The organism is Acinetobacter sp. 25-47-122 (assembly GCF_056779695.1).
The window spans coordinates 99,200-124,587 of record NZ_JBWYIJ010000004.1; the positions used below are offsets into that span (position 1 = coordinate 99,200).

Below are 25,388 nucleotides of genomic sequence, written 5' to 3' on the forward strand. Positions count from 1 at the left end.
GGCTTTTTGTTTTTACAAATAAAAACCCCACCGAAGTGAGGTTTTGATTCTGCATCCAAAATGCTTTTAAAAATAATTAGATAAGCAATGTACGAATATCTTTAAGCAGCTTCGTCAATTTATTGGTAAATCGAGCAGCATCAGCACCATTAATGACACGATGGTCATAAGACAATGACAATGGAAGCATTAAACGTGGATCAAAACCTTGTCCATTCCACACAGGTTGCATCGTTGCAGGTGAAATACCCAAGATTGCCACTTGCGGCCAGTTGACAAGCGGAGTGAATGCAGTACCACCAATTGCGCCTAGGCTTGAAATCGTGAAGTTGGCACCTTGCAGATCTTTCGGTGACAATTTCTTATCACGTGCTTTTTGACCCAACTCACCGAGTTCAACTGCGATTTGCTTAATTGATTTTTGATCTGGATTACGTAGCACAGGCACTGTTAAACCATCTGGTGTAGCAACAGCAATGCCCATATGGATTTCTTTACGCAGTAATACGGTTTTGCCATCATCAGACAAATGACCTGCAAACTCACGTTCTTCTTTTAGCAAATGCGCTACAGCCTTGATGATGAATGCCATAATGGTCAGGCTAATGCCTTCTTTCTTAAAGTTGCCTTTAAGCTCATTACGCCATGCTTCAAGCTCCGTAATATCTGCCGCATCGAATTGGGTCACTTGCGGGATATAATTGTTCAATGACAACTGTGGAATAGACACTTGCTGTAACCGTGTTAACGCTTTTTCTTCTACACCACCAAAGGCATCAAAACTTGGTAATTTAGGCAATCCTGCTGGTGCAGCAACTGTCGGTGCAGCAGTTACAGGTGCTGGTGCAGTTAAACGTGTTTTCACATACGCAAAGATGTCTTCTTTCATTAAGCGTGCATGTGGACCAGAAGCTTTGACTTCTGCCAACACAACACCAAGCTCACGCGCCAACTTACGTACCGCAGGACCAGCATATACTTTAGCATTTGCTGCATTTTGCTCTTTGGTCAGCTTATCTGCTGAAGGAGCAGCTGTTTGTACAGGAGCAGCAGCTTGCGCAGGGACTGCTTTTGGTGCTTCCGCTTTTGTACTCACTGGTGCTGCTACAGGGGCTTCTGTAACTGGGGCTACTTGACCTTCAGCCTCAATCGTAACTAAAGCCACGCCTTCAGACACGTTTTGACCCAATTCAATATGAATTGCGGTAATCACACCTGTGGTGGTACTTGGTACTTCAACGGTCGCTTTATCTGATTCAACCACAATGATGCTTTGGTCTTTTTCAACCTTATCACCAACAGCCACTAAAATTTCAGCTACAGCAGCTTTGTCTACACCTAAGTCAGGGACAGCAATCTCAACTTTACCTGCTGGCGCTGAAGCAACTGTCACTTTTGTTGATTCTGCAGGTGGTGCCGCTGCAGCTGGAGCAGTCGTCGGTGTAGTTTCTGCAGCAGCTTGCGCCACGTTTGATACTGAAGCTGCTGTTTTCACTTTCAGAATCACAACACCTTCTTTGACTGTATCACCGACTGAAATTTCAATCGATTCAACTGTACCCGCAATAGCACTTGGAACTTCGACTGTCGCTTTGTCAGACTCAACAACAATGATACTTTGATCGGCATCAATTTCGTCGCCAACCGCAACCAAGATCTCACCCACAGTGGCTTTTTCAACACCAATGTCTGGTACTTGAACATCAACAGTTTCAGATGCCGGTGCTGCTTTTGGTGCTTCCACTTGAGATTGGGCTACAGGTTCTGCTTGAGCTTGTGCTTTCAATTCTTCAACTTGTGCTGTAGGTGCTTCAGATGACGTTTGCCCCTCCGCTTCAAGCTCTACCAAAACCGCACCTTCAGCAACTTCGTCACCAAGGCTCACCAAAATACTTTTCACCACACCTGCTGAAGTGCTTGGCACTTCAACAGATGCTTTGTCAGACTCCAACAAAACAATGCTGTCATCGACACTAATCGTATCACCCACTTTGACCAAAATTTCAGCCACTGTAGCTTTATCTACACCAATATCAGGAGTCGTAATTTGCATGCTTAGTTCTCCTCTTTGTAGTCAGCTACAGCGTGAAGTTCAGGCGTTGTTTGAGGTGCCCAAGCGACTGGACGGTCAGTATCTAATTCAAAGCTAGAAATCGCATCTTTAACTAGACGCGCATCTACTTCACCCTCGTCAGCAAGTTTCTTCAGTGTCGCAACAACAATATGTGCAGCATCTACACCAAAGTAGCTACGAAGTTTTGCACGTGTATCTGAGCGACCATAACCGTCTGTACCTAATGCTACAAATGGACGGTTATCTGGAAGGTAAGCGCGAATTTGCTCACTGTAAGCACGCATATGATCTGTTGCAGAAACGACGATACCTTTCGTACCACGCAACTGCTTCGACACCCATGCTTCTTTTACATCTTCAGTAAGTGGATGTAAACGATTATATTCTTCGCACGCCATACCATCACGCGCAAGCTCATTAAAGCTTGTTACGCTGTAGACATTCGAATGAATTTGATATTCATCACGTAAGATTTGAGCCGCTTTAATCACTTCACGCAGAATTACACCTGAACCTAAAAGCTGAACTGTGGCTTTTTCATCTTCCTCAAGTAAATACATACCACGTTTAATGCCTTCTTCAGCACCTTGTGGCATCGCTGGATGCTCATAGTTCTCATTCATTACAGTTAAGTAATAGAACACACGCTCCTGATCCACATACATGCGTTTTAGACCGTCATGTACAATCACCGCAAGTTCATATCCGAAACATGGATCATAAGAAATACAATTTGGAATCGTATTCGCAAGAATATGTGAGTGACCATCTTGATGCTGTAGACCTTCACCATTCAGCGTAGTACGACCAGCAGTTGCACCCAATAAGAAACCTTGCGCCTGTGCATCACCTGCCGCCCATGCAATATCACCAATACGTTGGAAGCCAAACATTGAGTAATACATGTACATCGGGATCATAGGAAGGTTATTGGTTGAATAACTTGTTCCTAAAGCAGCCCAAGCACTCATCGCACCTGCTTCATTGATCCCCTCTTGAAGCATATGACCATCTTTCGCTTCACGGTAATGCATCAACTGCTCTTGATCTTCAGGGGTATATTTTTGACCGTGCGCGGCATAAATGCCCAATTGACGGAACATCCCTTCTAAACCGAAAGTACGCGCCTCATCTGGAACAATTGGTACCACACGGTCTTTAATTGCTTTTTCTTTCAGTAGTGCAGAGATTAAACGTACCATCACCATGGTCGTTGATTGTTGCTTACCATTAGAACCAGCTAACACTGCATCAAATACAGACAACTCAGGAATCGCTAAAGATTCGCTCTCTTTACGACGTGCTGGTAAGTAACCACCTAATGCCTCACGGCGAGCCTTCATATACTTAATTTCAGGCGAGTTTTCACTTGGGCGATAAAATGGAACTTCTTCAAGTTGCTCATCGGTAAATGGCAAGTTGAAACGGTTACGTACATATTTAAGCGATTCAAGTTGCATTTTCTTGATTTGATGCGTTTTATTGACCGCTTCAATTTCTTCAGATAAGCCGTAACCTTTAACAGTTTTCGCGAGAATAACCGTTGGCTGACCTGTAGATTTCATGGCTTCTGCATAAGCAGCATATACTTTGTAAGGATCGTGACCGCCACGATTTAAATTATCGATATCTTCATCACTTAAGTGTTTAACTAACTCTTCAGCTTCAGGATATTTACCAAAGAAGTGCGCACGTGTATAAGCACCACCTTTCACTTGATAACGCTGATAATCACCATCTACAGCTTCTTCCATAATGGCTTTAAGCGCACCAGATTCATCTTTAGCAAGTAGTGGATCCCAATGACGACCCCATACTACTTTAATCACGCGCCAACCTGCACCACGGAATAAAGACTCAAGTTCTTGGATGATCTTACCATTACCACGAACTGGACCATCTAAACGTTGCAAGTTACAGTTTACAACCCAAACCAAGTTGTCTAACTTTTCACGACCTGCCAACGAGATTGCACCAGTACTTTCTGGCTCATCCATCTCACCATCGCCAAGATAAGCCCAAACCTTACGATCTTCTTCTTTAATCAAACCGCGGTTCATCAAGTACTTTTGAATATGTGCTTGATAAATGGACATGATTGGACCCAGACCCATCGATACCGTTGGGAACTGCCAATAGTCTGGCATTAAGTATGGATGTGGGTACGAAGGCAAACCAATACCATCAACTTCACGACGGAAATTGTTTAGATGCTCTTCAGTTAAACGACCTTCCAAGAATGAACGCGCATAAATCCCTGGTGCACAGTGACCTTGATAATAAATCATGTCACCGCCGAAGTTATCACTGTTCGCACGGAAGAAATGGTTAAAGCCAACATCATATAAAGTTGCAGAAGATGCAAAGCTGGCTAAGTGACCACCAAGATCGTCGCCTGTTTTATTGGCGCGAAGCACCATTGCTAAAGCATTCCAACGAATCAAAGCACGAATTCGGCGCTCCATATCTGGATCGCCAGGCATTGCAGGTTGCTCTTCTACTGAAATCGTATTTAAGTAAGGAGTATTTAGACGCTGAATGGGAACATGTTTCGCAATCGCACGTTGATACAGTTTTTCAAGAAGAAAGGCTGCTCTTTCCGTCCCCATATGCTGTAAAACAGAGTCAAAAGCGTCCTGCCACTCTTGGGTTTCTTGTGCGTCGGTATCACCGTAATACGCCATATTACACCTATATTCATGCCTATTTGTATGCCCTATATTTAACATATTTTCGCGATACGCAGTTATGGCTATAAATGAATACGACATTAGACTAATATTTCGATAATAAATAGTACTTGACCGTTTATTACACAAATTAACACTAAAACGCCAATTCTGCTGTTTTTTTATACAAAGCTTTATTTTAATCTTGAATTTAGTCAGGTGACCTGACTGCAAAAACGAAAATCGCCAAGACTATGCTTGGCGATTTATTCAAATGACTTAACAATGGATGCGTATTAATGAGGTTCGATAATTAATTAAGGCAACATCGCTAGGTAAGTTGAAGGATTTTTACGCTGACCATCTTTGACCACTTCATAATGTAAGTGAGGACCAGTACAGCGTCCAGTACAACCTACATTGGCAATATGCTCACCAGCAGTGACTTTATCACCTACTTTAGCAATTAAGCGTGAAGCATGTGCATATCGTGTGATATACCCATTACCGTGGTTGATTTCGACATATTGACCATAACCTGTGCCCCAACCTGATTTAGTCACTATTCCTGGACCAGTTGCATATATTGGAGTTCCTGTTGGTGCAGCAAGATCTAAACCAGAATGGTTTTCAGCACGTCCGCCCATTGTTCGGCCGCCATAATTTGAACTGACACGACCAGTTGGAAGTGGGTGTGTCACTAACCATGAATATGCATTATTTGAAGAGTAACGATTTGAACTTGTCGTTGTAGTTTTTTGAGCAGGGTATTTACTATTAAGCAGCGCATTATTTAATTCGATTGGATCCGCCTTCGCTCGAACTGTCACATCGACTTGTGCTGTCGCTGGAATGTCCATGTCATCAGGATGACTATAAGAACCTTGTGATAGTGTTCTTGTTAACTCTTCCAATCGATCAGGATTGGAGGCTTGTGTGGCATCTAATTGAACTAAATCTGCAAATGCAACCGAAGCTGCTGAAGCTGCTAAAGAAAACGCTAATAAAATACGTCGCGTATACATATAAACCTCATTAAACTGTTCTTACTCAAGTCTCTTGTGTGATCTCTTCCTTGATATCGAAAGAAACAAGCGTTTAAGATTAAGACAAAACAATGTAGGAACAATGTATGTCAGAACCAAAAAATATGTTTCAACAAACAAGACAACACATAAAAACAGGAAACTTATCGTTTCTCACAAAGCAAGTTGCTGACTGGCAGAGACTTACAAAATTAATTCAACCGCTATTGCCCAAAAATGAACAATGGCAAGTTGTCTGTTATCAATACGGTATTTTGACCATCACCGGTGAAAATCAAGCCATGATTAGTCAACTCGGTTACCTTCAAAAACAGTATATTTCTCAGTTATCACAAATCCCTGAACTCAAAGATTTACAAAAAATCCAAGTTCGTCTTCGAGCAAAAAAAGAAATTCCCCAAACACAAACTGAAAATTCCAAAACTTCTTTATGTCCGACAACGCAAGAAATGTTACTCAACGCTGCTAGTTTTGTGAACGATCCTAAGCTTAGCCAAGCTATGATACGTTTGGCAAGCAATAAAAAGTAACTGGACCATTTGATTTAAACGTCATTCACTATTTTAAAAGCGAATTAAGTCACACTTAACAATGTTACACTATAACATTTAACCTGAAGACAATGACTTAGATCACACTTACATATTGAATTGGACAAGACTTTTCGTCATCAAATGTTACAATTTCATAATTAGATGGATCACTCTGAACATTGCGAAGCAATTGATTATTGAGTGCATGTCCAGATTTGTAACCATCAAACTTCGCAATAATTTGATGTCCGAGTAAATAAAGATCACCCACCGCATCTAATATTTTATGACGTACAAATTCATCAGCAAATCGTAAGCCTTCTTCGTTCACAACACCTGAATCATCAACACCAATTGCATTCTCTAAACTAGCACCCAAAGCTAAATTATTCGCCTTAAGATAATCCAAATCTTTCATAAAGCCGAAAGTACGTGCCTCACTTACTTCATAAACAAATGTTTCCGTTGAGAAATCAATACTGGCAGACTGATATTCTTTGGCAAAGGCTGGGTGATCGAAATCAATCGTAAAATTAAGTTGAAAACCATCATGCGGATTAAAAATAGCGCGCTTATCGTCAATTAATGCTTCTACAGGCTTTAATATTTTTATAAATTTTTTAGGCGCTTCTTGCTCCATCAACTCACCTTGCATGAGTAAATAGATAAATGGACCGGCGCTTCCATCCATAATTGGAACTTCTGAAGCTGATACTTCAATAATCAGATTATCAATACCAAGACCTGCAATCGCACTCATAATATGTTCGATAGTCCCAACTTTGGCATTTTCTTGTACCAAATTCGAACACATAAATGCTTCTTGAATCAGCATCGCATTAGCAGGAATATTTACAGGCGGATTTAAATCAATACGACGAAAAACAATACCCCCATCAGCTACATGTGGTACAAAGTTAATCATTACTTTTTGCCCACTGTGTAATCCGATACCACTCGCTTTCACGACTCGTTTCAGGGTGCGTTGTTTCAACATGTTTCTTCAATATTCATCTAAAATCTAGTATACGTTAGCACATTTAGCCATTGATAAAAATCAAAAAGGTGGCATAAGCGCCACCTTTTCTGTTTGATCATCGTAAACACATTATGTTACATGTTATTTACGCTGTTGATTTTTAAGATAATCCTGAATGCTCATTGGTGCAGATCGAGGCGCTGCAGAAGGCTCTGGGGCTACACTCTCTTGATTCTGACGTTTACTGATTGCTGGAACATCATCTTCATCCAAAGCAGCAGCTTGTCCACCAACTGATGGGTTTACACTCACTGGCGCACGGCGCTTCACTTCCGTTTCATTCGCATTACGAGTTAAACCTGTCGCAATCACAGTAACACGGATTTCATCACGCGCATCTGGATCAAATACAGTACCAAAGAAGACTTCACCTTCATCCAGATCAACAATTTGATTGACAACATCTGTGATAATTTCAGTTTCACGTAAGGTAACATCATTACCGCCAGTGATATTAATTAAAACACCCTTCGCGTTCATAATATTTACGTTGTCAAGCAACGGACTGCGAATCGCAAGACGCGCTGCATCTTCAGCACGATCTGGACCGCTACTCTTACCTTCACCCATCATCGCATAACCGCGTGTGCTCATCGCTGTTTTTAAATCGGCGAAGTCAAGGTTGATATGACCAGGACGCACAACTAGATCAAAGATACTTCGTACCGCGTTAAGCAAGACATCATCCGCTTTGCGATAAGCATCTTGCATCGAGATATCACCATAAACGCTAAGTAGGCGTTGGTTTGGAATGATAATCAATGAGTCAACATGCTTTTCAAGTTCTTCGATCCCTTTTTCAGCAGAACGTTGACGACGACGACCCTCAAAGTTAAATGGAGTGGTGACAACACCAACCGTCAAAATACCCATTTCTTGTGCTATTTCAGCCACGACTGGTGCTGCACCAGTACCAGTACCACCACCCATGCCGGCAGTAACAAATACCATATCTGCACCTTCCAGATGCTGACGGATTAATTCGCGACTTTCTTCTGCTGCAATTTGACCGACATCAGGATTTGCTCCTGCACCTAGTCCACGCGTACTTTGTTGGCCCAATTGGATTTTGAATGGCGCATTCATACGATCCAAAGCTTGTTTATCTGTATTTGCACAAACAAATTTCACGCCTTTGATATCAGATTGCACCATGTGTTGTACGGCATTACCACCACCGCCACCAACACCAAACACAGTAAAACGGGCTTGACCGTTATTATCGGTTTGTTCATCTTCTAAAAATTCAAATGAAGCCATGACCTTAACTTTTCCTAATAAATTTGGCAGTCACTTAAGCCCGTATACTGCCTTGATCTTCAATAATAAAAATTTGTTTTTAGGATGCGTTGCAATCACATTCTTGTCAAGCACATGAAGTTGCTCTTACAAGTTGCAAACAATACTCCCTTAAAAACTAAACTTAAAAAATACCTTTCAATTTGTTATTAAACGCATTCCAACCATTCGCTATGCGCTCTAATAATGGACGCTTATTCACTTCTTCAGGTTGCTCAACCGATTCTTGTAAATCGCTTTGACTAAATAACAGCAGTCCTGTTGCGGTAGAATACATTGAACGTCTTAATGCAGGTAAATGTTGATCATCCGCATATACTTGTAGCGGAGGGTTGCCTAAATGAGCAGAAACACCCAACATACGACGTGATAATGTGATCATACCCTCAATCTGACATGCATCACCACTTAAAACTACACCGTGATATAAACTTTGTAGCGCACCACGTTGTTGTAACTCATCACGCACCATAGAAAGAATTTCTTCGTAACGTGCAATAATAATCTCTGATAGCTCAATCCGACTGATCGCTTGAGGACCATCGATCGCTTCAAACTCGATCATATGTTCAGGTTTGACTTGCTGTAAATCAACACAACCGTAAAGCAATTTGAGTCGTTCAGCTTCTTCGGTCGTCGTTTGCAATACTGCGGCGATATCACGCGTTACATTTTCACCACCACGTTGAATGGTGTGTGCTAGCACTAAATGACCTTCAATATAAACTGCAATATTGGTTGTACCAGCCCCAATATCCAATAAGCATACACCATACTCTTTTTCATCTTTCAGCAATGCACCTTCAGCCGTTGCTAAACATGAAATCACCATCTTTTCGACAAAAATATTGGCGCCTTTCATTGCACGATCTAAATTTTGCATGGTGCTGATTGGTAGCATCATGAGTTGATAATGCGCCGTCATGCTATTTGCTGAAAGGTTAATTGGATTATGCACCCACTCAGGTGAATCATCCAACTCAAAACCCAATGGGACTGCACTTGCAAGATAATGATCAGAAGTTAAATGACTGGCTTTTGCCATTTCTAAAGCTTTAACCACTTCTGAAGTCGTAATGGTGCGTTCTGGATTAGAAATCGGTGTCCGGCCTGTCGCATAAGCACTTTGCAGTTCTGTACTCGGGATCGATACCCATGCTGAATGCACACGGCACTCCGCCATATCTTCTGCTTCTTGTACCGCATTCTTAATCGCAGAGATCACTTTTTCAAGGCTAACAATTTTTCCTTTGTTCATGCCTTTATTTCGCGCAGTCGCCATACCGATGACCTGGATATTATCCGGCGCATGCACTTTACCAATTAGAACTGAAACTTTATGTGTCCCAATGTCTATCGCAACAACTGAGGGAACAGCCTCATTCATGATTCACTACCATTTTCTTCATTGTTTATATCTGGCTTATGCCTATTTTTAAAGCCACGTATTATGGCTTTGCAACTCTTGAATCTGCAATGTTAATGTCATTAATGGTTACAACAAACTGACCATTTATAATCTTTGGTGGTGTCGCATTTTTCCATTGAATCGCCAAGCCATTACGGTAACGTAAGTCAATCGCTGAAACTCTTGGCCAAACCACTTTCAGATCTGCTTGAGATAAGTGACTCAATCGTTGCAGTTTGCTCATGGTCTGATCCTGATCCACAATAATACGTAAACCCGAATCGAACTGCATAAACCATGTCCGACGATCTGTTAAATATAGCTCTTTCAAACGCAGATTCACTGGACTAAACAGTTGATTAATTTCATGATAACGTCTCATCATGACTTTTGACTGATCTGACGGACCATGCATAAGTGGTAAATTTGCGTGATTTCTAGAATATGCCTCTGTATACACCACACCCTGATCACTTAACAGACGTCCTGTTCCCCAACGTGCAATCGGATGTTTCGGAATAACACGAACCTTAATACCGTCTGGCCAAGCTCTAGAGATGACCACTCGATCTACCCAAGAAATCTCTAATGCCTTATCACGAATTTGCTCAAGATCAGCAGTAAAATAATTGCCTGTAATGGTAGGCATTAACTGCTGTTTTACTTGACTAATTTCAGGCTCGGCTTGCAGACCAACCACATCCAAAGATGCTACCTTTGCACTGGTCATGACGCTATATAAGCCATAAATCCCGACCAAAAGTACACAACATGCAAAAATAAGCATGACCCAACCACCCGCATTAATCATTTTCTCTTTGCGAGTCGGTGGTTTGTCATGAATCGATGTAATCGCCGCACGTTTGCGACGCATCGATGGAGGTAGTTGAGCCATAACTTAGTGTGATTCTTTCGCTAAGGTTTGCTCTAAAATAGCCAAACACAAATCTTCAAAACTATAACCTACTGCTTGAGCTGCTTTTGGTACCAATGAATGACTGGTCATGCCTGGAACAGTATTCACTTCTAGCAGCCAAAATTGACCTTGCTCGTCCTGCATAGCATCAATTCTACCCCAACCACTTGCCCCAACAGCTTGAAACGCTCGTAAGCAAAGCGCTTGTAAACTTTTTTCTTCAGCTTCACTCAAACCACAAGGGATACCATATTCAACATCATTACGTTGGTATTTAGCTTCATAATCATAAAAGGCTACATCAGCTGGAGGTTGTAAACGGATGACTGGTAATGGTTGACCGTTTAAAAATGAAATCGTAAATTCACGACCTGTAATCCACTTCTCAGCCATGACCACGGCATCATGTTGAGTCGCTTTTTTAATTGCTTCAGCTAAATCCTCTGCTTTCTCAACCTTACTCATGCCCACACTCGAGCCTTCGTGCACGGGCTTGATAATCAGTGGTAATCCAAGCTCTGCAACGAGTGCTTGTGCATCAGTATCTTTAGAAACAATGCGGTATGGCGCTGTAGGAAGTTCAGAACCTTGCCAAATTTGCTTGGTCTTTACTTTATCCATTCCGATAGCCGACCCCTGCACACCAGTTCCAGTATATGGAATATTTAACCACTCTAATGCGCCTTGGATTTGACCATCTTCTCCACCACGACCATGTAACACAATAAATGCACGATCGTAATTTACCAGTTCAGTCACACTGCGTTCTTGAGGGTCAAAACCCTCTGCATTCACCCCTGAACGTACCAATGCTTCAAGTACAGCCTTACCACTATCTAATGACACCTCACGCTCTGCAGATTTACCACCAAGCAATACAGCAACTTTGCCGAATTTAGAAGCATTTGACACGTTTAGTTCCTTAAACTTATAAAATTTTCAATTTAGCCAAATCATCAAACGACGATTATTTTAAATAGAGCTGGTTCTGAGCAAGCTCAATTGAAATTGCTCCAACGTTACCCGCACCTTGAGTCAATAACAAGTCATTTGCTTGTAACACTTTTTGTATCACATTTGGCAAATTCCCTTCTACTGGATCAATCAAGATTGGTTCAACATCACCACGCAATCGGATACTTCTTGCCAATGAGCGACTATCTGCACCAACAATCGGCTTTTCACCTGCAGAATATACTTCTAATAGCAGTAATTGATCGACTTGTGACAAGACATCAACGAAATCATCAAAACAATCACGTGTACGGCTAAAACGGTGAGGTTGGAACATCATCACAAGTCTACGATCAGGATGACTTGCACGCGCAGCTTTAATCGTTGCTTCAACTTCTTTTGGATGGTGACCATAATCATCAACCAGTTTGACCGTTCCATCACCTAACTCAAATTCACCTTGAATTTGGAAACGACGCCCTACACCACTAAAACTTTCTAAAGCACGAGCGATTGCAGCATCAGATACACCTTCATCAGTTGCCACACCAATCGCAGCTAACGCATTAAGGATGTTATGCAAACCAGGCATATTAATGGTTAACTTGAGTGGCTCTTTGTTTTTACGAAGCACTGTAAAATGTGATTGCATCCCTTCTTGTACCACATCTATAGCACGAATATCGTTATCTTCGTTAAACCCATAAGTTAAAACAGGTCGACCAATACGTGGCATGATTTCACGAATATTTTGATCATCGCCACACACTACGGCTAAACCGTAGAACGGAAGTTTCTGCAAGAATTGAACAAAAGTATCTTTCAACACATCGAAGCTACCACCATAAGTATCCATATGATCAGCATCAATGTTGGTAACAATAGCGGCCATTGGTTCTAAATATAGGAATGAAGCATCAGATTCATCTGCTTCAGCTACAATATAACGACTCGCACCTAAAGCAGCATTTACTCCAGAGCGATTAAGCAAACCACCAATCACGTATGTCGGATCCATGTTTTCTTCAGCAAGCATACAGGTCACCAAACTTGTCGTTGTGGTTTTACCATGTGTACCTGCAACCGCAATACCATGACGGTAACGCATCAACTCACCCAACATTTCCGCACGACGAACTACAGGGATACGTGTTTCAATCGCTGCTTTAATTTCTGGATTTTCTTGGTCAATCGCAGTCGATACAACCAATACATTCGCACCGTCAATATTATCAGCAGCGTGTCCGATATGAACTTTAATGCCATTTTCTTCAAGCTGTGCAGTGGTTTTAGAGGCTTTAATATCCGACCCTGAAACTTTATAGCCTTGGTTTTTTAAGACTTCCGCAATCCCGCACATTCCTGCACCACCAATACCCACAAAATGGATATGCTTGATACGGCGCATTTCAGGAATTTTAATCAGGTTTTTTGCTTTATCAGCTGGGTTCGTTGAAGACATAATTTTCTCTAAAACTTACAAATCTTGAATTAAACCAACCACACGCTGAGTTGCATCTGGTTGAGCTTGTTGACGTGCTTTAACAGCCATTTCCGTCAACAATGTACGGTTCATGAGTGGCAATAAAACTGTTTTTAATGAATCAGGAGTGAGTGTCGCTTGTGGACAAATTTTTGCAGCATTAATATCTGCTAGGAATTTGGCATTCGCGGTTTGGTGGTCATCTACTGCACTTGGCAAAGGTACAAATACGGCTGCAACACCCGCAGTAGCAATCTCAGTGACCGTCAGTGCACCAGCACGACAGATTACAAGATCGGCATTGGCATAGGCTTCCGCCATATTTTCAATAAACGGTTGAACTTCTACCTGTAAATGATCAGGAGCATCGGCATAACGTGCCCGCGTGCTATCAGCATGATTTTGACCACACTGATGATAAACACTTAAAGGAACATCTAATTGTTTCAGTGCTTCGGGTACGCGCTCATTCAATGCTTGTGCGCCCAAAGAGCCGCCTACAATTAAAATTCGAATAGGCTGATTGGCTTTTTCTCGCTCTTGATATCGCCAAGCAGGGCTCAATATCGCAGAAATTTCCTTACGTACGGGATTACCTGTAGTCACGATTTTATGATTTTCTGGAAATGTTTTCGGGAATGCCTGACAGACCGTTTTAGCAACACGAGCCAATTGGGTATTGGTGAAACCCGCTACTGCATTTTGCTCATGAATGATGACAGGAATACCAAGAATACGCGCAGCCAAACCACCAGGACCTGCAACATAACCGCCAAAACCAGCGACTGCATCTACGTTTAATCGCTTCATATAGCTCATTGCGCTGAGCGTTGCTTTTAAAATTTTAAAAGGGGCTTGCAGCTTACGGACGATTCCATTGCCACGCACACCCTGAATATCAATTTGATAAATTGGAATTTGGTGATTTTTAAGCAAGCGGTTTTCCATACCTGAAGGCGTTGCCAACCATGACACTTCGACACCTTGCTGTTGTAATTCCTGAGCAACTGCTAGGGCAGGAAATACATGTCCACCTGTACCTGCAGCCATCATCATGACATGTTTAGGTTGTTTATGCTGAGCTTGTGTCACGGTCTAATTCTTCAAATCTAAGAGCTAACAGAAAATTTTATATAAGGCATCAATTGTAATCACAATCGTATATCCATGAAAGTTTATTTACTTTTTTTCACGGACCCTTTAATTGTTTTTTTCATATGATTTCAGAGTTTAAACTAGATTTATTATGAGGTGTGCCTTTTTTATGTATTTTACCATTCGATCTAGTTTATAACGCACCAAAATAATGATTAATGTGCACATTAAAAACCACCACAGTATTGGCTCTATTGTTCCTTCGTATCTGCACTACCACCATATTGGATATAAACTTATGTCTAAATGGTATGAGGCAATAGTTCTATTTATGATATTGCTATATCTCATTGAGATTCAGCTCGCGAATAAAAGGACTTTTAAACGCAAATGTCAAAAATATCATCTTATGACATTTGGATTATTTTGGCAGGCTACCTTGCTGCAATTCATGTCGGTAAACTTTCTGCTGTTATTCCAATTCTTCAAAAAGATTTAAATCTAAGTTTCACCCAAGCAGGCCTATCCTTATCACTGGTTCAAGGTGCTGGAATGCTATTTGCCCTGTGTATTGGTGCTGTATCTGAGAAAATAGGACTCAAAAAATGTCTTATTTTTGCACTCATTCTATTGGGGATGAGTAGTTTTGCAGGCTTATGGATTGATCATAGTATTAGCCTTTATTTTTTTCGATTTATGGAAGGCATTGGATTTCTCACCATTAGTCTTTGCGCTCCCGCAATTTTAAAACGCCTAAGCACGCCTGAAACCATGAATTTTAAAATGGGGTTATGGAGTTCTTATATGGGAGTTGGGGTTAGTCTTGCTATTTTGACCATCCCTGTATTACTCGAATGGCTCAGTTGGCAACACATTTGGGCATTATTTGGTGCCTTTTGTTGGCTGGTTGCCTTGATGATTTACCATTTTTTACGTTATGACGATAAGCAAACCACTGTAACGACAAAGGCACTGAGCACATCAACCTCCAACTCTTTTTTATCTATTGTTAAAGTCACCGTGACCCATCCACCCATTCTCTGTCTAGCCGTTATCTTTGCTTGCTATACCAGTCAATGGATCACACTCACAGGTTTTTTACCCAGTCTTTATGTCTCATTCAATATGGATTTAAAGCTTGCAGGAATTTTGGTGTCAATGGTTGTATTATCTAACTTAGGTGGAACCTTTGGCGCAGGCGTATTACTTCAAAAAGGCATATCTCCTTTTAAATTACTTCAATTTAGTTTTTTAAGTCTAATTTTATGTAGCTGGGTTGTATTTTCACAACCCTATTGGTTGATTTTTGAGTTGCAATATTTGTGCGCTATTTTGTTTTCTTTTATCGGTGGCATTATTCCGACGACCGTCTTTGCCAATACGCTTAGATACGCACCACAGGTCAATGCAGCAGCATCCAGTATGGGCTTAGTGCTGCAAATTTCTGCATGTGCGCAGTTCCTTGTTCCCCCAGCAACAGCAGCTCTCGTTTCGTCTTCTCACCAGTGGTCCAATGCCGCATGGGTTACCGTAAGTCTTTCCACCCTAGGACTATTGACCAGCTATTATTTATTTAAAATATATACGCAAAAAAAAGAGCCTATTTAGGCTCTTTTTTGCAGATCAGCTAACGTCCAGCTTCCAAAACATCAAATAATGTATCTGCGATAGAAGTACCAAATTGTGCGTCTATTTCACGTATACACGTTGGACTAGTCACATTAATTTCTGTTACATAGTTTCCAATGACATCAAGACCAACAAATACCAGCCCCTTCTCACGCAAGAATGGTCCAACTTTAGCAGCAATCACCTTATCATTTTCAGTCAACGGACGTGCTTCACCACGCCCACCAGCAGCAAGGTTACCTCGCGTTTCACCATTTTGTGGGATACGCGCTAAACAATATGGAATTGGCTCACCATTGACCATCAGAATACGCTTATCTCCATCCACAATTTCAGGAATATAACGTTGCGCCATAATCGGTTGCTGCCCCATTTGAGTCAACATTTCCAAAGTTGAACCGATATTTGCCCCTGCAGCAGTTAAACGGAAAATCCCCATACCGCCCATCCCATCTAGCGGTTTTACAATCACATCTTGATGTTCAGCAATAAACTCTCGGATTAAACTTTGCTGTGAAGTTACCAAAGTCGGAACCTGCAGTTCTGGAAATTGTGTAGCGAACAGCTTTTCGTTACAGTCTCGCAAACTTTGAGGTTTATTGATAATCCAGGAACCTTCACGTTCCGCTTGTTCCAGAATATAAGTTGTATAAACAAAGTTCATATCAAAAGGTGGATCTTTACGCATGAGTACAACATCGTATGCGGCTAAAGATTCTTTCTGTTTTTCACCAAGTTCATAATAATGATTATAATCCTCAAACACTTTAAGTGGTGAGATCAAACCAAAAGCTTTGCCTTGATCGATATATAAATCTTCCTGAAGTGCATACCCTAACTCATGACCGCGACGTGCAGCAGCCCAAAGCATTGCCATGGTCGAATCTTTTTTGAGGTTTACATTTTCGATGGGATCCATCACCACAAGTACGCGCATGATCTGTTCTCTATTTTATCAATGAAGCGATTATAACGAAGTTTAGTGAACGATCTACTGATCTATCAAAGGATCAATTGTATAAATTCAGAGAAGCTCTTTCCTATTTCTGCTGAGCACTAGAATTTGGATTCATATCAAACTACTAAAAAAAATAATAAAAAACGGCGCAATGAGCGTCAGGAAAAATCCACTGAGAATTGCAATTTGTACATCTAATGGTGAACAATTGTTTTTTACAAAGGGTAAAGTCGAGTCCATCGCCGTGGCACCACATACACCAATGATTGGCTTTGGATAACGCTGACCTAATAAATACAACAATGCAATCGCATAAAACTCTCGTACAAGATCTGTGATCAAAGCAAAAGTTCCCTGCTCAGGTCCTAAAACTTTAGCAACTAAAGGACCAGAAAGAGAGAACCAACCAAATCCACTCCCCATCACAACGAGTTCGACAAAAGATTGAGTCATGATATGACTCGTCAAATAAGCCGCAATAAATAGTGCAATGATTGAAAAAAATGGCACTTTAATATGATTCATAGTGAGGGCTTGAATTTTAATCGTAGACAAATCCACTCCGATTAAAAAAATCAACACATACAATAGTATCGCGCTTAACATTTCCCCTGATAAAGTCTTGGGTAATAGCCAATATAGCCCCATCCCGATCAACACCATTCCAATCGCAATCAAGCATTCGGTAATAGGTTTGAGCATATCCTTGAATGATTTTTGGTGCTCAGCCTTAAAGTGGCTACGATTAAATAAAAGTCCAAAGGTAATCACACTTAACACTGTAGAATAAATAAAAGCTTCAATTAATATTTTTGAACCAAGATCTTTATCAAACAAGACACTGCCAAATTGAAAGCCTATAGAGATGAGGAGCAACCACACCAAAAACGTAATTTGACCAACCAATATATTGCGAACTTGAACGTTTGCAGCTTTACCTATGCCCCAACCCAATATAAGAGAAATGAGAATAGGTAAAAGCGAAATTATTAAATTTTGAATCATATTTTTTGCTTTGTAAGAGAGAAATCAATCAAAATCATCCAGCGCTCACCAGCCTCAGCATTTGTGCCTTGATCTATTTTTCTAATAGGTGATACATAATGTGAAACTGCTGGATCGTGTACAGCAAAACTTTCAGAAGCTTGTCTCAACGTAAATTTTTGATAAATATTATAATTATTTACCTCATCTAAACGCTTATTTCTTTCCTGAGGTGATGCAATAAAGTTTTCACCTCCTTCAATGTTATTGCTCCTATAAAACAAATGAGCAAATGTGAATGGCTCACCATCCTGATGAAAACAATTAGGCGAACTAATTCCTAGCTGATCGGCATGAGTTGAACGCAGTTTGACAAAATGGACACCCACGTAAATTGGCAGATAGGCATTTTCCAAACCAAAAGTAAGTTGATAATCATCTACAATCAAATCATTAAGATATTGCGTAGATTTAGCTTCTTGGCTCAACGCGTTAAAATAACGAATCGACTGATGCTCGGGATTGTTCCCTCCCTGATCATATCCAGATAACTCCTGCCCTATATTATCACGCACTGTCGGCAACCAAATAGGCTTAAGATCTTTTTCCCAAGGTAAAATTAAGGCATTTCCGTATCTTCTAAACCTTTGAGTATGTGTAGGTGCAAAAGGATCTTTTTCAAGTTTTTCAAACTCTTTAGCTAGTAATAGTTTAGAAAAATGATCCACCTCTATAGATTTATAATGTAGATACCCTTTTGCTTTGAAGGTATTCTTCAAATCAATTTCTTGATGTTTTATAGCAGTCAAATTGCTATACGATTCAGTATTAGCGTCTAATTGATCAAGCACAATTAATCCTTAAGAATAACTAAATAAATATCATAGTTACGCTAAAATTATTACTTTTTTATTAAGGTTTACTCACAAAATAATATTACTATTTCAAATTAAATTATTAAGAAAAATTACAAAATTATTGTTACAACTTCAAATACAAGTTACATCAAACGTTAACATCGTTGAATAAAACTAACAGGACTTGCTATTCCAACAATAGGTACAAGTCCATGATTAAAATAATTTCTACACTCTGTTTACTCACTATCAGTTCAATTACTTTAGCAGCAGGCAATCCTACACGAGTCGGTGATGTACTCGGTCGAGACCTCGACGTTCCACTCGTTGGTGCATTAGGGCATACAGGTGTATATGTAAGTTCAAACAATATTGTTCAAGTCATGAACAAACCGGCATATGTAGATGTGATTGAATATGTCAGCTTAAGTGGATTTAAAACTACAAAATATTGGGGAGCAAAGGCCAAAACAAGTTTTGGATATAAATCTCCTTACTCATCTGCTGCTAATCAAATCACTGCGATTTCAAATCAGCAACGACCTCATGTCGCTTACACGCTGTATTCAGCAACACCGAACCCAGCTGTGCAAGTCTGTTCACAATATAACTCCAACGGTGCTTGTAGCAAATATACATGGCAAAAGGGAACGTTCCGATGTGACAGCTTTACCAAATGGCTCTACACTCAGACAGGTAATGGTAATCTAGGAGGAAGCACACCGCGTGGAACTTTCAACAGTAGCTTACTCACAATTACACGAGTGTAAATAAATCATTCCATTATATTGCCTTCACATCTCTGATGTTGAAGGCAACGACAGCTTAATATTAAAATATTATGAATAAGAAAAATATTTTTTTGGTTATTTTGATTTTCGTGATCTGTGCAGTAATTTTATGGGTGTATTTGAAATCGACAGCAGATACGACTCAAAGTATATCAAATCAAAATAATAATACTTCAACGCTAAAAAGCAAGGAAGATCGCGCGACTAGCTTGTCTGAAAATAGTGCAGATATGAAACTCAACACTAACCTACCCGTATGGGCAAAAAAGTTACTTCAACTGGATCAATCTAATGCGAATCGAGAAGAAAAAATACATGATTTAATTCAGCTCCTTGAACAAAACCAGCATGATGAAAATGCAATAGAAGAAATCCTGACTCAACTTACTTCTCTCAATCCTTTAGAAGCAACTGAACAAATTTTGCCATTTCTAACACATGAAAATCCTAAAATTCAAAGCTTAGCGATAGGTGCACTGAATAATGCGATGTTGCTGACTGATCGAGAACATGAACTCAAGAAATCCCTACCTGAAAATGATTTGATTCGACAGAAAATTAGTCACGCTTTAGAGCAACGTTTTCAGGATCCAAATTTAGATCCAAAGGTTAAACAAGTTCTTATTTCTAGCCTACCGCATACCGCATCTGTCCAAACTCAGCACAATCTTGCACAAGAACTTCTTCAACAAAATTCTATCTCACCAAACGAAGCACAATTTCTTTCTCAATATCTGCTAAATGGTCAGGGAAATAACACAACTTTAGAACAACTTGCGCATAAAAATCCGAAGATGATTGAAGACATTGTTGCGAATTTAAATAATCAAATTGTCGACCAACCAGCTATTGTTGAAGTTCTGAATAACGATCAAAAAAAGCAACTACATGATTTTATCTTACAGCATCCACCAAACTCAAAAGATGAAAGCTATGGATATAAAAATGATATATGGCGATTTTCTTTAAACCAACTTCAATAATAAATAAGAGTTAGACTGGTTTTATATGAATATTTTTCAACCTTATAATTACATAAAATTTACATTTAAAATAATTAAACAACTTCTCACTCCTATTTTAACTATAAATCAACATAGATTTAATACATTAATATTTTTTATTTTAAGATAAATTAATATTACATTTTAATCATTCATGATTTCATTTTCTTAATCGTGATGACTAAATATTTAGCACTCCAATAATCATAGTTATAAATTTAATGAGGGCATTATGAAAATAGTTTTAATTGGTGCAACAGGCATGGCAGGTTCTCGTATTCTTGAAGAGCTTGTTTCACGTGGACACTACGTCAAAGCGATTGCGCGTAATACAAGCAAAGTTTCTGATACAGAGCGTGTGTTAACTGTAGATTTAGATTTAAATGATCAAGAAGCACTTGTAAATGAGCTGAAAGGTCAAGATGCTGTAATTAGTGCAGTACGTTTCCAAGGTCTTGATATCAATTCACTTCTTAATGCTATTCGTGAATCAAAAGTTAAACGTTATATTGTTGTTGGTGGCGCTGGCGGTTTAACTGTACCAAATCAAAATGTGCGTGTAATCGATACAGAAGACTTCCCTGATGCATATAAAGCTGAGGCGGAAGCAGGTATTCAGTTCTTTGATAAGTTAAAACAAGTGGACGACATTGACTGGACCTTTATTGCTCCTGCAGCGGAATTCGGTCCTGGTAAGCGAACTGGTGAATATCGCTCTGGTAAAGATGAACTTATCGTTGGTGAAGAAGGCAGTAAAATCTCTGCAGAAGATTTCGCAGTAGCGCTCAGTGATGAGCTTGAAAATAATAACCATATTCAAGAGCGCTTTAGCGTAGGTTATTAATATTCAATAATATAGTAAAAAAGGAAGCTTAAGCTTCCTTTTTTATTATTTATTTCGCTCTATGAGATATTTTAAATAAATGAGATGAATAAAATCTAAAGAGGTTATAATATTCATATAAATAAAATTTAAAAAATAGTATTTTCATGAATTATCTTGAGTATTTTTTATATATTTTCACCGTCATTATTATGATTGCCACTCCAGGCCCTGTTATGATTTTGGTGGCCAGTGCAGGTGCAAAAGGCGGTTATCGAAAAGCATTACAAACTATTGTAGGCACTAATGTTGCTTCACTATGTTTAATTACCCTTTCAATTCTTGCACTTAAGGGTGTTCTGCATTTTAATGAGCATATTTTCAACATCATCAAAGTCCTAGGATGTCTTTACATTGGCTATTTAGGTTTTGAAATTCTTAGAGAAACTTTTCAGCACAATCAAACTGCCTCTTCAAAGATCAAGCCTATCGATGGCGGTTTTTCCAAAGGGTTTTTAGTTGGAATTTCCAATCCAAAAGATATTATTTTCTTCACTGCTTTTTTTCCGCAGTTTATTCAAATTACACCAAATATAGATTTAAGTTTGACGCTGTTAATCATCACATGGATTCTTCTAGATTTTGTCGTACTATCTTTGGTCTATTTAGGTTTTAACGCTATTTCTCAACAACGTTTTTATTCAAAGATCTTAGCCTTGTGTGGCGTGATTCTCATTAGCATTGCTGGGTATGGTTCGGTGACAACACTTCTTGACTATTCTTTGTTTTAATATTGTTGGCGGTAATTGCAGTAACGTTTTAACTCTGAGGATATTCATCATGCAACAAGCCATTATTAGTTTTCATCTAGATGATGAAAACCATTGGGTCACCGAGCTGGCTTGTGGACACAATCAGCATGTTCGACATAATCCACCTTGGCAAAATCGCCCTTGGGTAATGACTGAACAAGGACGGAATGAAAAGTTGGGGATGTTGTTGGAGTGTAGGTTGTGTGATGCAGATAAGAATTACGCATAAGGTGTATTATGTTAATTTGTGAATTTTTCACTTTTTAGTCGTATGATATGGTTTTTTCGCCAAACTTAATTTCTCTAGAAGTACCAAAGTAATAAAAAACAATATTTTTTCGATTTAAAGAATTTAGAATAAATTTTGAAAGTTCGTGATTATTCAAGGCGATATCAATACTATTAAAAACTTCTTTTAAGTTTTCGAAATACCATTTTTCAAGCTCACTCTCAGTAAACTTGTTATGATCTATATAGGTATCATATTTTTTCAAATACGATGTAAGCCTTACAATAAGATAAGGATCTAACCTATCAGCAGGATAAGGATCATATTCCGTAGGCGTTTCATCAAGTTTTATTTCTGGGAAAAATATTAGTTGTCCAGAATCAAACCAAAATTCCACTGCAAAGTAATCCCAAAGTTGACTCTTTATTTCTGAAGAAAATTCATTCAAATATTCATTGATCATTAATTTAATATCAAATGATAAACCCTCATCTTTGGCATTTTCATTGCAAGTGAAATCTATATAATACCTATCTTTTTTAATAAATTGAATTGTCATAACTCACTCAAATCTGTTTCCAGTTTTATCCATTTGTCTTAACATAAATCTTAACTCTCGATTAAAATTAAAAAGATATTTTGCAGCTTCCTCACTTGTCTTAGGATATGTATGATTTACGTTATCTAGATACGTGCCCACTGAATAGCCATCGATTTTGTAGACACTTACTATGTATGAAAATAGGTAATTAACATAAAATCTCTTATGCGAAATTCCAATGTAAGCCCAAAATAGAAATGTCCGCTTTTAGAATATATGCACATGCAATTTTCTTAGCGGACGGTTTGAGATGTTGGTGTCTATGTCGGATATAGGCTCCCATTTTTAATTGCGTATAAGATGTATTATTTTAATTTTAGAAATTTTCACTTTTTAATGGTTGATATTGTTGTTTCTCCATATTCTGTTTCTCTAGAGCAACCAAAGTAACGAAAAACAATTTTTTGATTATTTAATGACTTCAGAATAAAACTTGAGAGCCTATAATCACTCAAAGCAATATCAAGGCTATTAACAATTTCTTTAACATTTTCTAAATACCATGCTTCAAATTCATCATCTGAGATATAATAATTTTCAACATAAGCATCATATTTTTTTAGATAAGATATGAGGCAAATAGTAAGATAGGGATCAAGTCTTTCAGTTGCACCTAAGTCACTAAAAGAAATTGTTTTATCAACGATTTTTTCTGGAAATAAATATAATTGGCCACAGTCCAACCAGAGCTCAACCGCCATATAATCCCAATCAAGCATGCTAATTACTTGTGAGAATTTTTCGAAAAATGCATGCAATATTTTTATTAAATCATGAGTTAACTCATCAATTTTTTGATGTAAATTACTTATCTGATCGCTAGTGAAAGTCAAAGAATCGTTATATTTCTCAGTCTCATATACGGCCATTATGCCTACTCCAGTCTTATTCCTTTCTTGTCCATAGTTTTCAACGTTAATTTTATTTCACGATTAAAGTTAACACTGAATAGCCACCGATTTTTTAGACACTTATTATGTATGAAAAACTGAATAAATTTTAAATGATTACAATGTATTGACAGGATATTCATTAGAAAAAGAGTGGCAAGAGGAGAATGGTAAGTTAGGTATTAATGAAAGGTTAGTGCCTATAATACCTTTTGTTTTAGGCGGAGAGTATGAAGTGAGTAACCTTCACTCTATTGATCGTATCAAGGGAATGCGTTTAAGAGCCGAAATAGCAAATCAAATTAGTAATATTCCTAATGGTTCTAATGTGCAATTTATATTAGGGAAATAAATCTAAAGTAATACATCTGCATAAAAAAAGCCCAACATCCTGTTGGGCTTTTTTACGTATTTGATGCGTTGGTATAACTCCTGTCGTACCTGCATATTCCATTGCTACGATTTCTTATTGTTATCTGGAGCATCCTGCTCTCTATATGTTCATCATAGAAAATTGAGGGGGATCGGTATAGACGCAAAATACCTGAATGAATGTGAGCCAAGGCGTACAAAATTGATTAAAACTTATCCCAAAAGTTGTCCGCAGAAATTGGGGATGAATTTGATCTTAAAAGGCATATATCTTATAGGGAATTGCGGTTTTTGATCGCTTTTCAACCAATTTTATTGGCGAAAAATGACAAATATGCTCAAAAAGAAACCGACATGTTTCAAAGTCGGTTTTTTGCTGTTTTTCAGGGTGGTTGAAAATTTTTAAGCAATTGATTTTAAATAATTATTTTAATTGCATTTCGCATAAGCTCTATTATGTTAAATGAGGCGGATTTATTTAATCCGCTTACCATTTTTATCGATGATTATTTCACCATCTTCTTTAGTAAAAGCACCTATTTGAGGTGCAGATAAAATATCTAAAACGAGTTCAGATGGTCTACATAGTTTTACACCTAATTCAGTCACTACAAATGGACGGTTAATTAAAATTGGATACTCAACCATAAAATTAATGAGCTGTTCATTTGTCCAGTGCTGCTGATCCAACTTGAGCGTTTCAAAGGGTTCTACATTTTTACGAATGGATTCACGTACAGAAATCCCTGCTTTTTCAATTAAATTAATGAGTTCAATCTTACTCGGAGGGGTAAGAAGGTATTCAATAATTTCAGGTTCTTCTCCTGTATTTCGAATGAGAGCTAATGTATTTCTTGATGTTCCGCAAGCTGGGTTGTGATAGATCTTAACTTTCGATGACATTGGATTAACTCGGAACTTA

24 protein-coding genes are annotated in these 25,388 nt (G+C 38.9%); 8 read left to right on the top strand and 16 right to left on the bottom strand.

All coding sequences use genetic code 11. The features are described from left to right. Positions 1-76: 76 nt before the first annotated feature. From AC1M9P_RS04890 to AC1M9P_RS04900, 3 genes are all read right to left on the bottom strand, one after another. On the bottom strand, positions 77-2,053 hold the full coding sequence (locus AC1M9P_RS04890; RefSeq protein ID WP_481586872.1) for a 2-oxo acid dehydrogenase subunit E2: 1,977 nt from the start codon (positions 2,051-2,053) through the stop codon (positions 77-79). A 2-nt stretch (positions 2,054-2,055) separates the two neighbouring features. Then, the gene (gene aceE / locus AC1M9P_RS04895; protein ID WP_092766512.1) at positions 2,056-4,758 is read right to left on the bottom strand and encodes a pyruvate dehydrogenase (acetyl-transferring), homodimeric type; all 2,703 of its coding nucleotides are present in this window, start codon (positions 4,756-4,758) and stop codon (positions 2,056-2,058) included. Positions 4,759-5,060: 302 nt separating this feature from the next. Next, positions 5,061-5,768 (bottom strand): M23 family metallopeptidase, encoded by a 708-nt coding sequence (locus tag AC1M9P_RS04900; RefSeq protein WP_481586873.1) that lies wholly within the window; start codon positions 5,766-5,768, stop codon positions 5,061-5,063. A 107-nt stretch (positions 5,769-5,875) separates the two neighbouring features. Here AC1M9P_RS04900 and AC1M9P_RS04905 point away from each other — a divergent pair, with 107 nt between their 5' ends. Then, on the top strand, positions 5,876-6,319 hold the full coding sequence (locus AC1M9P_RS04905; RefSeq protein ID WP_035265826.1) for a DciA family protein: 444 nt from the start codon (positions 5,876-5,878) through the stop codon (positions 6,317-6,319). Between the two features lie 97 nt (positions 6,320-6,416). Here the strand turns inward: AC1M9P_RS04905 and lpxC are convergent, their stop codons facing one another. From lpxC to murG, 7 genes are all read right to left on the bottom strand, one after another. Then, positions 6,417-7,319 carry a UDP-3-O-acyl-N-acetylglucosamine deacetylase gene (gene lpxC / locus AC1M9P_RS04910; protein WP_092766514.1) on the bottom strand — a complete coding sequence of 301 codons (903 nt, stop codon included), beginning with the start codon at positions 7,317-7,319 and terminating at the stop codon, positions 6,417-6,419. Positions 7,320-7,442: 123 nt separating this feature from the next. Beyond that, complete coding sequence (gene ftsZ, locus AC1M9P_RS04915) at positions 7,443-8,621, bottom strand: cell division protein FtsZ (protein ID WP_035265829.1); 1,179 nt, start codon at positions 8,619-8,621, stop codon at positions 7,443-7,445. Between the two features lie 163 nt (positions 8,622-8,784). Further along, a complete protein-coding gene (gene ftsA / locus AC1M9P_RS04920) occupies positions 8,785-10,047 on the bottom strand; it encodes a cell division protein FtsA (protein ID WP_035265831.1) in 1,263 nt (420 codons plus the stop codon). Positions 10,048-10,108: 61 nt separating this feature from the next. Next, complete coding sequence (locus AC1M9P_RS04925; RefSeq protein WP_035265833.1) at positions 10,109-10,963, bottom strand: cell division protein FtsQ/DivIB; 855 nt, start codon at positions 10,961-10,963, stop codon at positions 10,109-10,111. Positions 10,964-10,966: 3 nt separating this feature from the next. After that, positions 10,967-11,896: a D-alanine--D-alanine ligase gene (locus tag AC1M9P_RS04930; protein ID WP_035265835.1), complete on the bottom strand. Its 930-nt coding sequence runs from the start codon at positions 11,894-11,896 to the stop codon at positions 10,967-10,969. Between the two features lie 55 nt (positions 11,897-11,951). Further along, a complete protein-coding gene (murC, locus tag AC1M9P_RS04935; RefSeq protein ID WP_481586874.1) occupies positions 11,952-13,400 on the bottom strand; it encodes a UDP-N-acetylmuramate--L-alanine ligase in 1,449 nt (482 codons plus the stop codon). Between the two features lie 15 nt (positions 13,401-13,415). Next, positions 13,416-14,513 carry an undecaprenyldiphospho-muramoylpentapeptide beta-N-acetylglucosaminyltransferase gene (murG, locus tag AC1M9P_RS04940; protein ID WP_481586875.1) on the bottom strand — a complete coding sequence of 366 codons (1,098 nt, stop codon included), beginning with the start codon at positions 14,511-14,513 and terminating at the stop codon, positions 13,416-13,418. Positions 14,514-14,906: 393 nt separating this feature from the next. Here murG and AC1M9P_RS04945 point away from each other — a divergent pair, with 393 nt between their 5' ends. After that, a complete protein-coding gene (locus AC1M9P_RS04945) occupies positions 14,907-16,124 on the top strand; it encodes an MFS transporter (protein WP_481586876.1) in 1,218 nt (405 codons plus the stop codon). A 19-nt stretch (positions 16,125-16,143) separates the two neighbouring features. On the opposite strand, the gene gshB is transcribed toward AC1M9P_RS04945, so the two are convergent. The 3 genes from gshB to AC1M9P_RS04960 all read right to left on the bottom strand — a co-directional run bounded on the left by gshB (position 16,144) and on the right by AC1M9P_RS04960 (position 18,938). Next, entirely contained in the window at positions 16,144-17,082 is a 939-nt protein-coding gene (gshB, locus tag AC1M9P_RS04950; RefSeq protein WP_035270267.1) for a glutathione synthase, read from the bottom strand. Positions 17,083-17,214: 132 nt separating this feature from the next. Next, entirely contained in the window at positions 17,215-18,108 is an 894-nt protein-coding gene (locus tag AC1M9P_RS04955) for a LysO family transporter (RefSeq protein WP_035270265.1), read from the bottom strand. Continuing rightward, on the bottom strand, positions 18,105-18,938 hold the full coding sequence (locus AC1M9P_RS04960; protein WP_081403308.1) for a 2OG-Fe dioxygenase family protein: 834 nt from the start codon (positions 18,936-18,938) through the stop codon (positions 18,105-18,107). The genes AC1M9P_RS04955 and AC1M9P_RS04960 overlap by 4 nt, the downstream gene beginning before the upstream one ends. Positions 18,939-19,156: 218 nt before the next feature. Here AC1M9P_RS04960 and AC1M9P_RS04965 point away from each other — a divergent pair, with 218 nt between their 5' ends. The 5 genes from AC1M9P_RS04965 (at position 19,157) to AC1M9P_RS04985 (ending at position 22,603) form a co-directional block, all read left to right on the top strand. After that, complete coding sequence (locus AC1M9P_RS04965) at positions 19,157-19,714, top strand: hypothetical protein (RefSeq protein ID WP_481586877.1); 558 nt, start codon at positions 19,157-19,159, stop codon at positions 19,712-19,714. Between the two features lie 71 nt (positions 19,715-19,785). Beyond that, a complete protein-coding gene (locus AC1M9P_RS04970) occupies positions 19,786-20,718 on the top strand; it encodes a HEAT repeat domain-containing protein (protein ID WP_481586878.1) in 933 nt (310 codons plus the stop codon). Positions 20,719-20,971: 253 nt separating this feature from the next. Further along, on the top strand, positions 20,972-21,583 hold the full coding sequence (locus AC1M9P_RS04975; RefSeq protein WP_092766521.1) for an NAD(P)-dependent oxidoreductase: 612 nt from the start codon (positions 20,972-20,974) through the stop codon (positions 21,581-21,583). A gap of 146 nt (positions 21,584-21,729) precedes the next feature. Next, positions 21,730-22,353 (top strand): LysE family translocator, encoded by a 624-nt coding sequence (locus AC1M9P_RS04980; RefSeq protein WP_481586879.1) that lies wholly within the window; start codon positions 21,730-21,732, stop codon positions 22,351-22,353. Between the two features lie 49 nt (positions 22,354-22,402). Then, positions 22,403-22,603, top strand: coding sequence for a DUF3565 domain-containing protein (locus tag AC1M9P_RS04985; RefSeq protein ID WP_481586880.1), 201 nt, complete (start codon positions 22,403-22,405; stop codon positions 22,601-22,603). Positions 22,604-22,637: 34 nt separating this feature from the next. Here the strand turns inward: AC1M9P_RS04985 and AC1M9P_RS04990 are convergent, their stop codons facing one another. Further along, positions 22,638-23,162 carry a hypothetical protein gene (locus AC1M9P_RS04990; protein WP_481586881.1) on the bottom strand — a complete coding sequence of 175 codons (525 nt, stop codon included), beginning with the start codon at positions 23,160-23,162 and terminating at the stop codon, positions 22,638-22,640. 368 nt (positions 23,163-23,530) lie between these two features. Continuing rightward, positions 23,531-24,073, bottom strand: coding sequence for a hypothetical protein (locus AC1M9P_RS04995; RefSeq protein ID WP_481586882.1), 543 nt, complete (start codon positions 24,071-24,073; stop codon positions 23,531-23,533). A 148-nt stretch (positions 24,074-24,221) separates the two neighbouring features. On the opposite strand from AC1M9P_RS04995, the gene AC1M9P_RS05000 reads away from it, so the two are divergent. Further along, a complete protein-coding gene (locus tag AC1M9P_RS05000; RefSeq protein ID WP_481586883.1) occupies positions 24,222-24,446 on the top strand; it encodes a hypothetical protein in 225 nt (74 codons plus the stop codon). 494 nt (positions 24,447-24,940) lie between these two features. Here AC1M9P_RS05000 and arsC read toward each other — a convergent pair whose 3' ends face one another. Continuing rightward, positions 24,941-25,369, bottom strand: coding sequence for an arsenate reductase (glutaredoxin) (arsC, locus tag AC1M9P_RS05005; RefSeq protein WP_481586884.1), 429 nt, complete (start codon positions 25,367-25,369; stop codon positions 24,941-24,943). Positions 25,370-25,388: the final 19 nt, after the last annotated feature.

Bases quoted from the DNA above. Each gene is read 5' to 3' on its own strand.
- ftsZ (WP_035265829.1), bottom strand. From the start codon at position 8,621: ATGGCTTCATTTGAATTTTTAGAAGATGAACAAACCGATAATAACGGT.
- AC1M9P_RS04925 (WP_035265833.1), bottom strand. From the start codon at position 10,963: ATGGCTCAACTACCTCCATCGATGCGTCGCAAACGTGCGGCGATTACA.
- aceE (WP_092766512.1), bottom strand. From the start codon at position 4,758: ATGGCGTATTACGGTGATACCGACGCACAAGAAACCCAAGAGTGGCAG.
- AC1M9P_RS04955 (WP_035270265.1), bottom strand. From the start codon at position 18,108: ATGATTCAAAATTTAATAATTTCGCTTTTACCTATTCTCATTTCTCTT.
- AC1M9P_RS04890 (WP_481586872.1), bottom strand. From the start codon at position 2,053: ATGCAAATTACGACTCCTGATATTGGTGTAGATAAAGCTACAGTGGCT.
- AC1M9P_RS04970 (WP_481586878.1), top strand. From the start codon at position 19,786: ATGAATAAGAAAAATATTTTTTTGGTTATTTTGATTTTCGTGATCTGT.
- AC1M9P_RS04995 (WP_481586882.1), bottom strand. From the start codon at position 24,073: ATGGCCGTATATGAGACTGAGAAATATAACGATTCTTTGACTTTCACT.
- AC1M9P_RS04985 (WP_481586880.1), top strand. From the start codon at position 22,403: ATGCAACAAGCCATTATTAGTTTTCATCTAGATGATGAAAACCATTGG.
- AC1M9P_RS04945 (WP_481586876.1), top strand. From the start codon at position 14,907: ATGTCAAAAATATCATCTTATGACATTTGGATTATTTTGGCAGGCTAC.
- AC1M9P_RS04975 (WP_092766521.1), top strand. From the start codon at position 20,972: ATGAAAATAGTTTTAATTGGTGCAACAGGCATGGCAGGTTCTCGTATT.
- AC1M9P_RS04990 (WP_481586881.1), bottom strand. From the start codon at position 23,162: ATGACAATTCAATTTATTAAAAAAGATAGGTATTATATAGATTTCACT.
- arsC (WP_481586884.1), bottom strand. From the start codon at position 25,369: ATGTCATCGAAAGTTAAGATCTATCACAACCCAGCTTGCGGAACATCA.
- gshB (WP_035270267.1), bottom strand. From the start codon at position 17,082: ATGCGCGTACTTGTGGTGATGGATCCCATCGAAAATGTAAACCTCAAA.
- AC1M9P_RS04905 (WP_035265826.1), top strand. From the start codon at position 5,876: ATGTCAGAACCAAAAAATATGTTTCAACAAACAAGACAACACATAAAA.
- AC1M9P_RS04965 (WP_481586877.1), top strand. From the start codon at position 19,157: ATGATTAAAATAATTTCTACACTCTGTTTACTCACTATCAGTTCAATT.
- AC1M9P_RS04900 (WP_481586873.1), bottom strand. From the start codon at position 5,768: ATGTATACGCGACGTATTTTATTAGCGTTTTCTTTAGCAGCTTCAGCA.
- lpxC (WP_092766514.1), bottom strand. From the start codon at position 7,319: ATGTTGAAACAACGCACCCTGAAACGAGTCGTGAAAGCGAGTGGTATC.
- murC (WP_481586874.1), bottom strand. From the start codon at position 13,400: ATGTCTTCAACGAACCCAGCTGATAAAGCAAAAAACCTGATTAAAATT.
- ftsA (WP_035265831.1), bottom strand. From the start codon at position 10,047: ATGAATGAGGCTGTTCCCTCAGTTGTTGCGATAGACATTGGGACACAT.
- AC1M9P_RS04980 (WP_481586879.1), top strand. From the start codon at position 21,730: ATGAATTATCTTGAGTATTTTTTATATATTTTCACCGTCATTATTATG.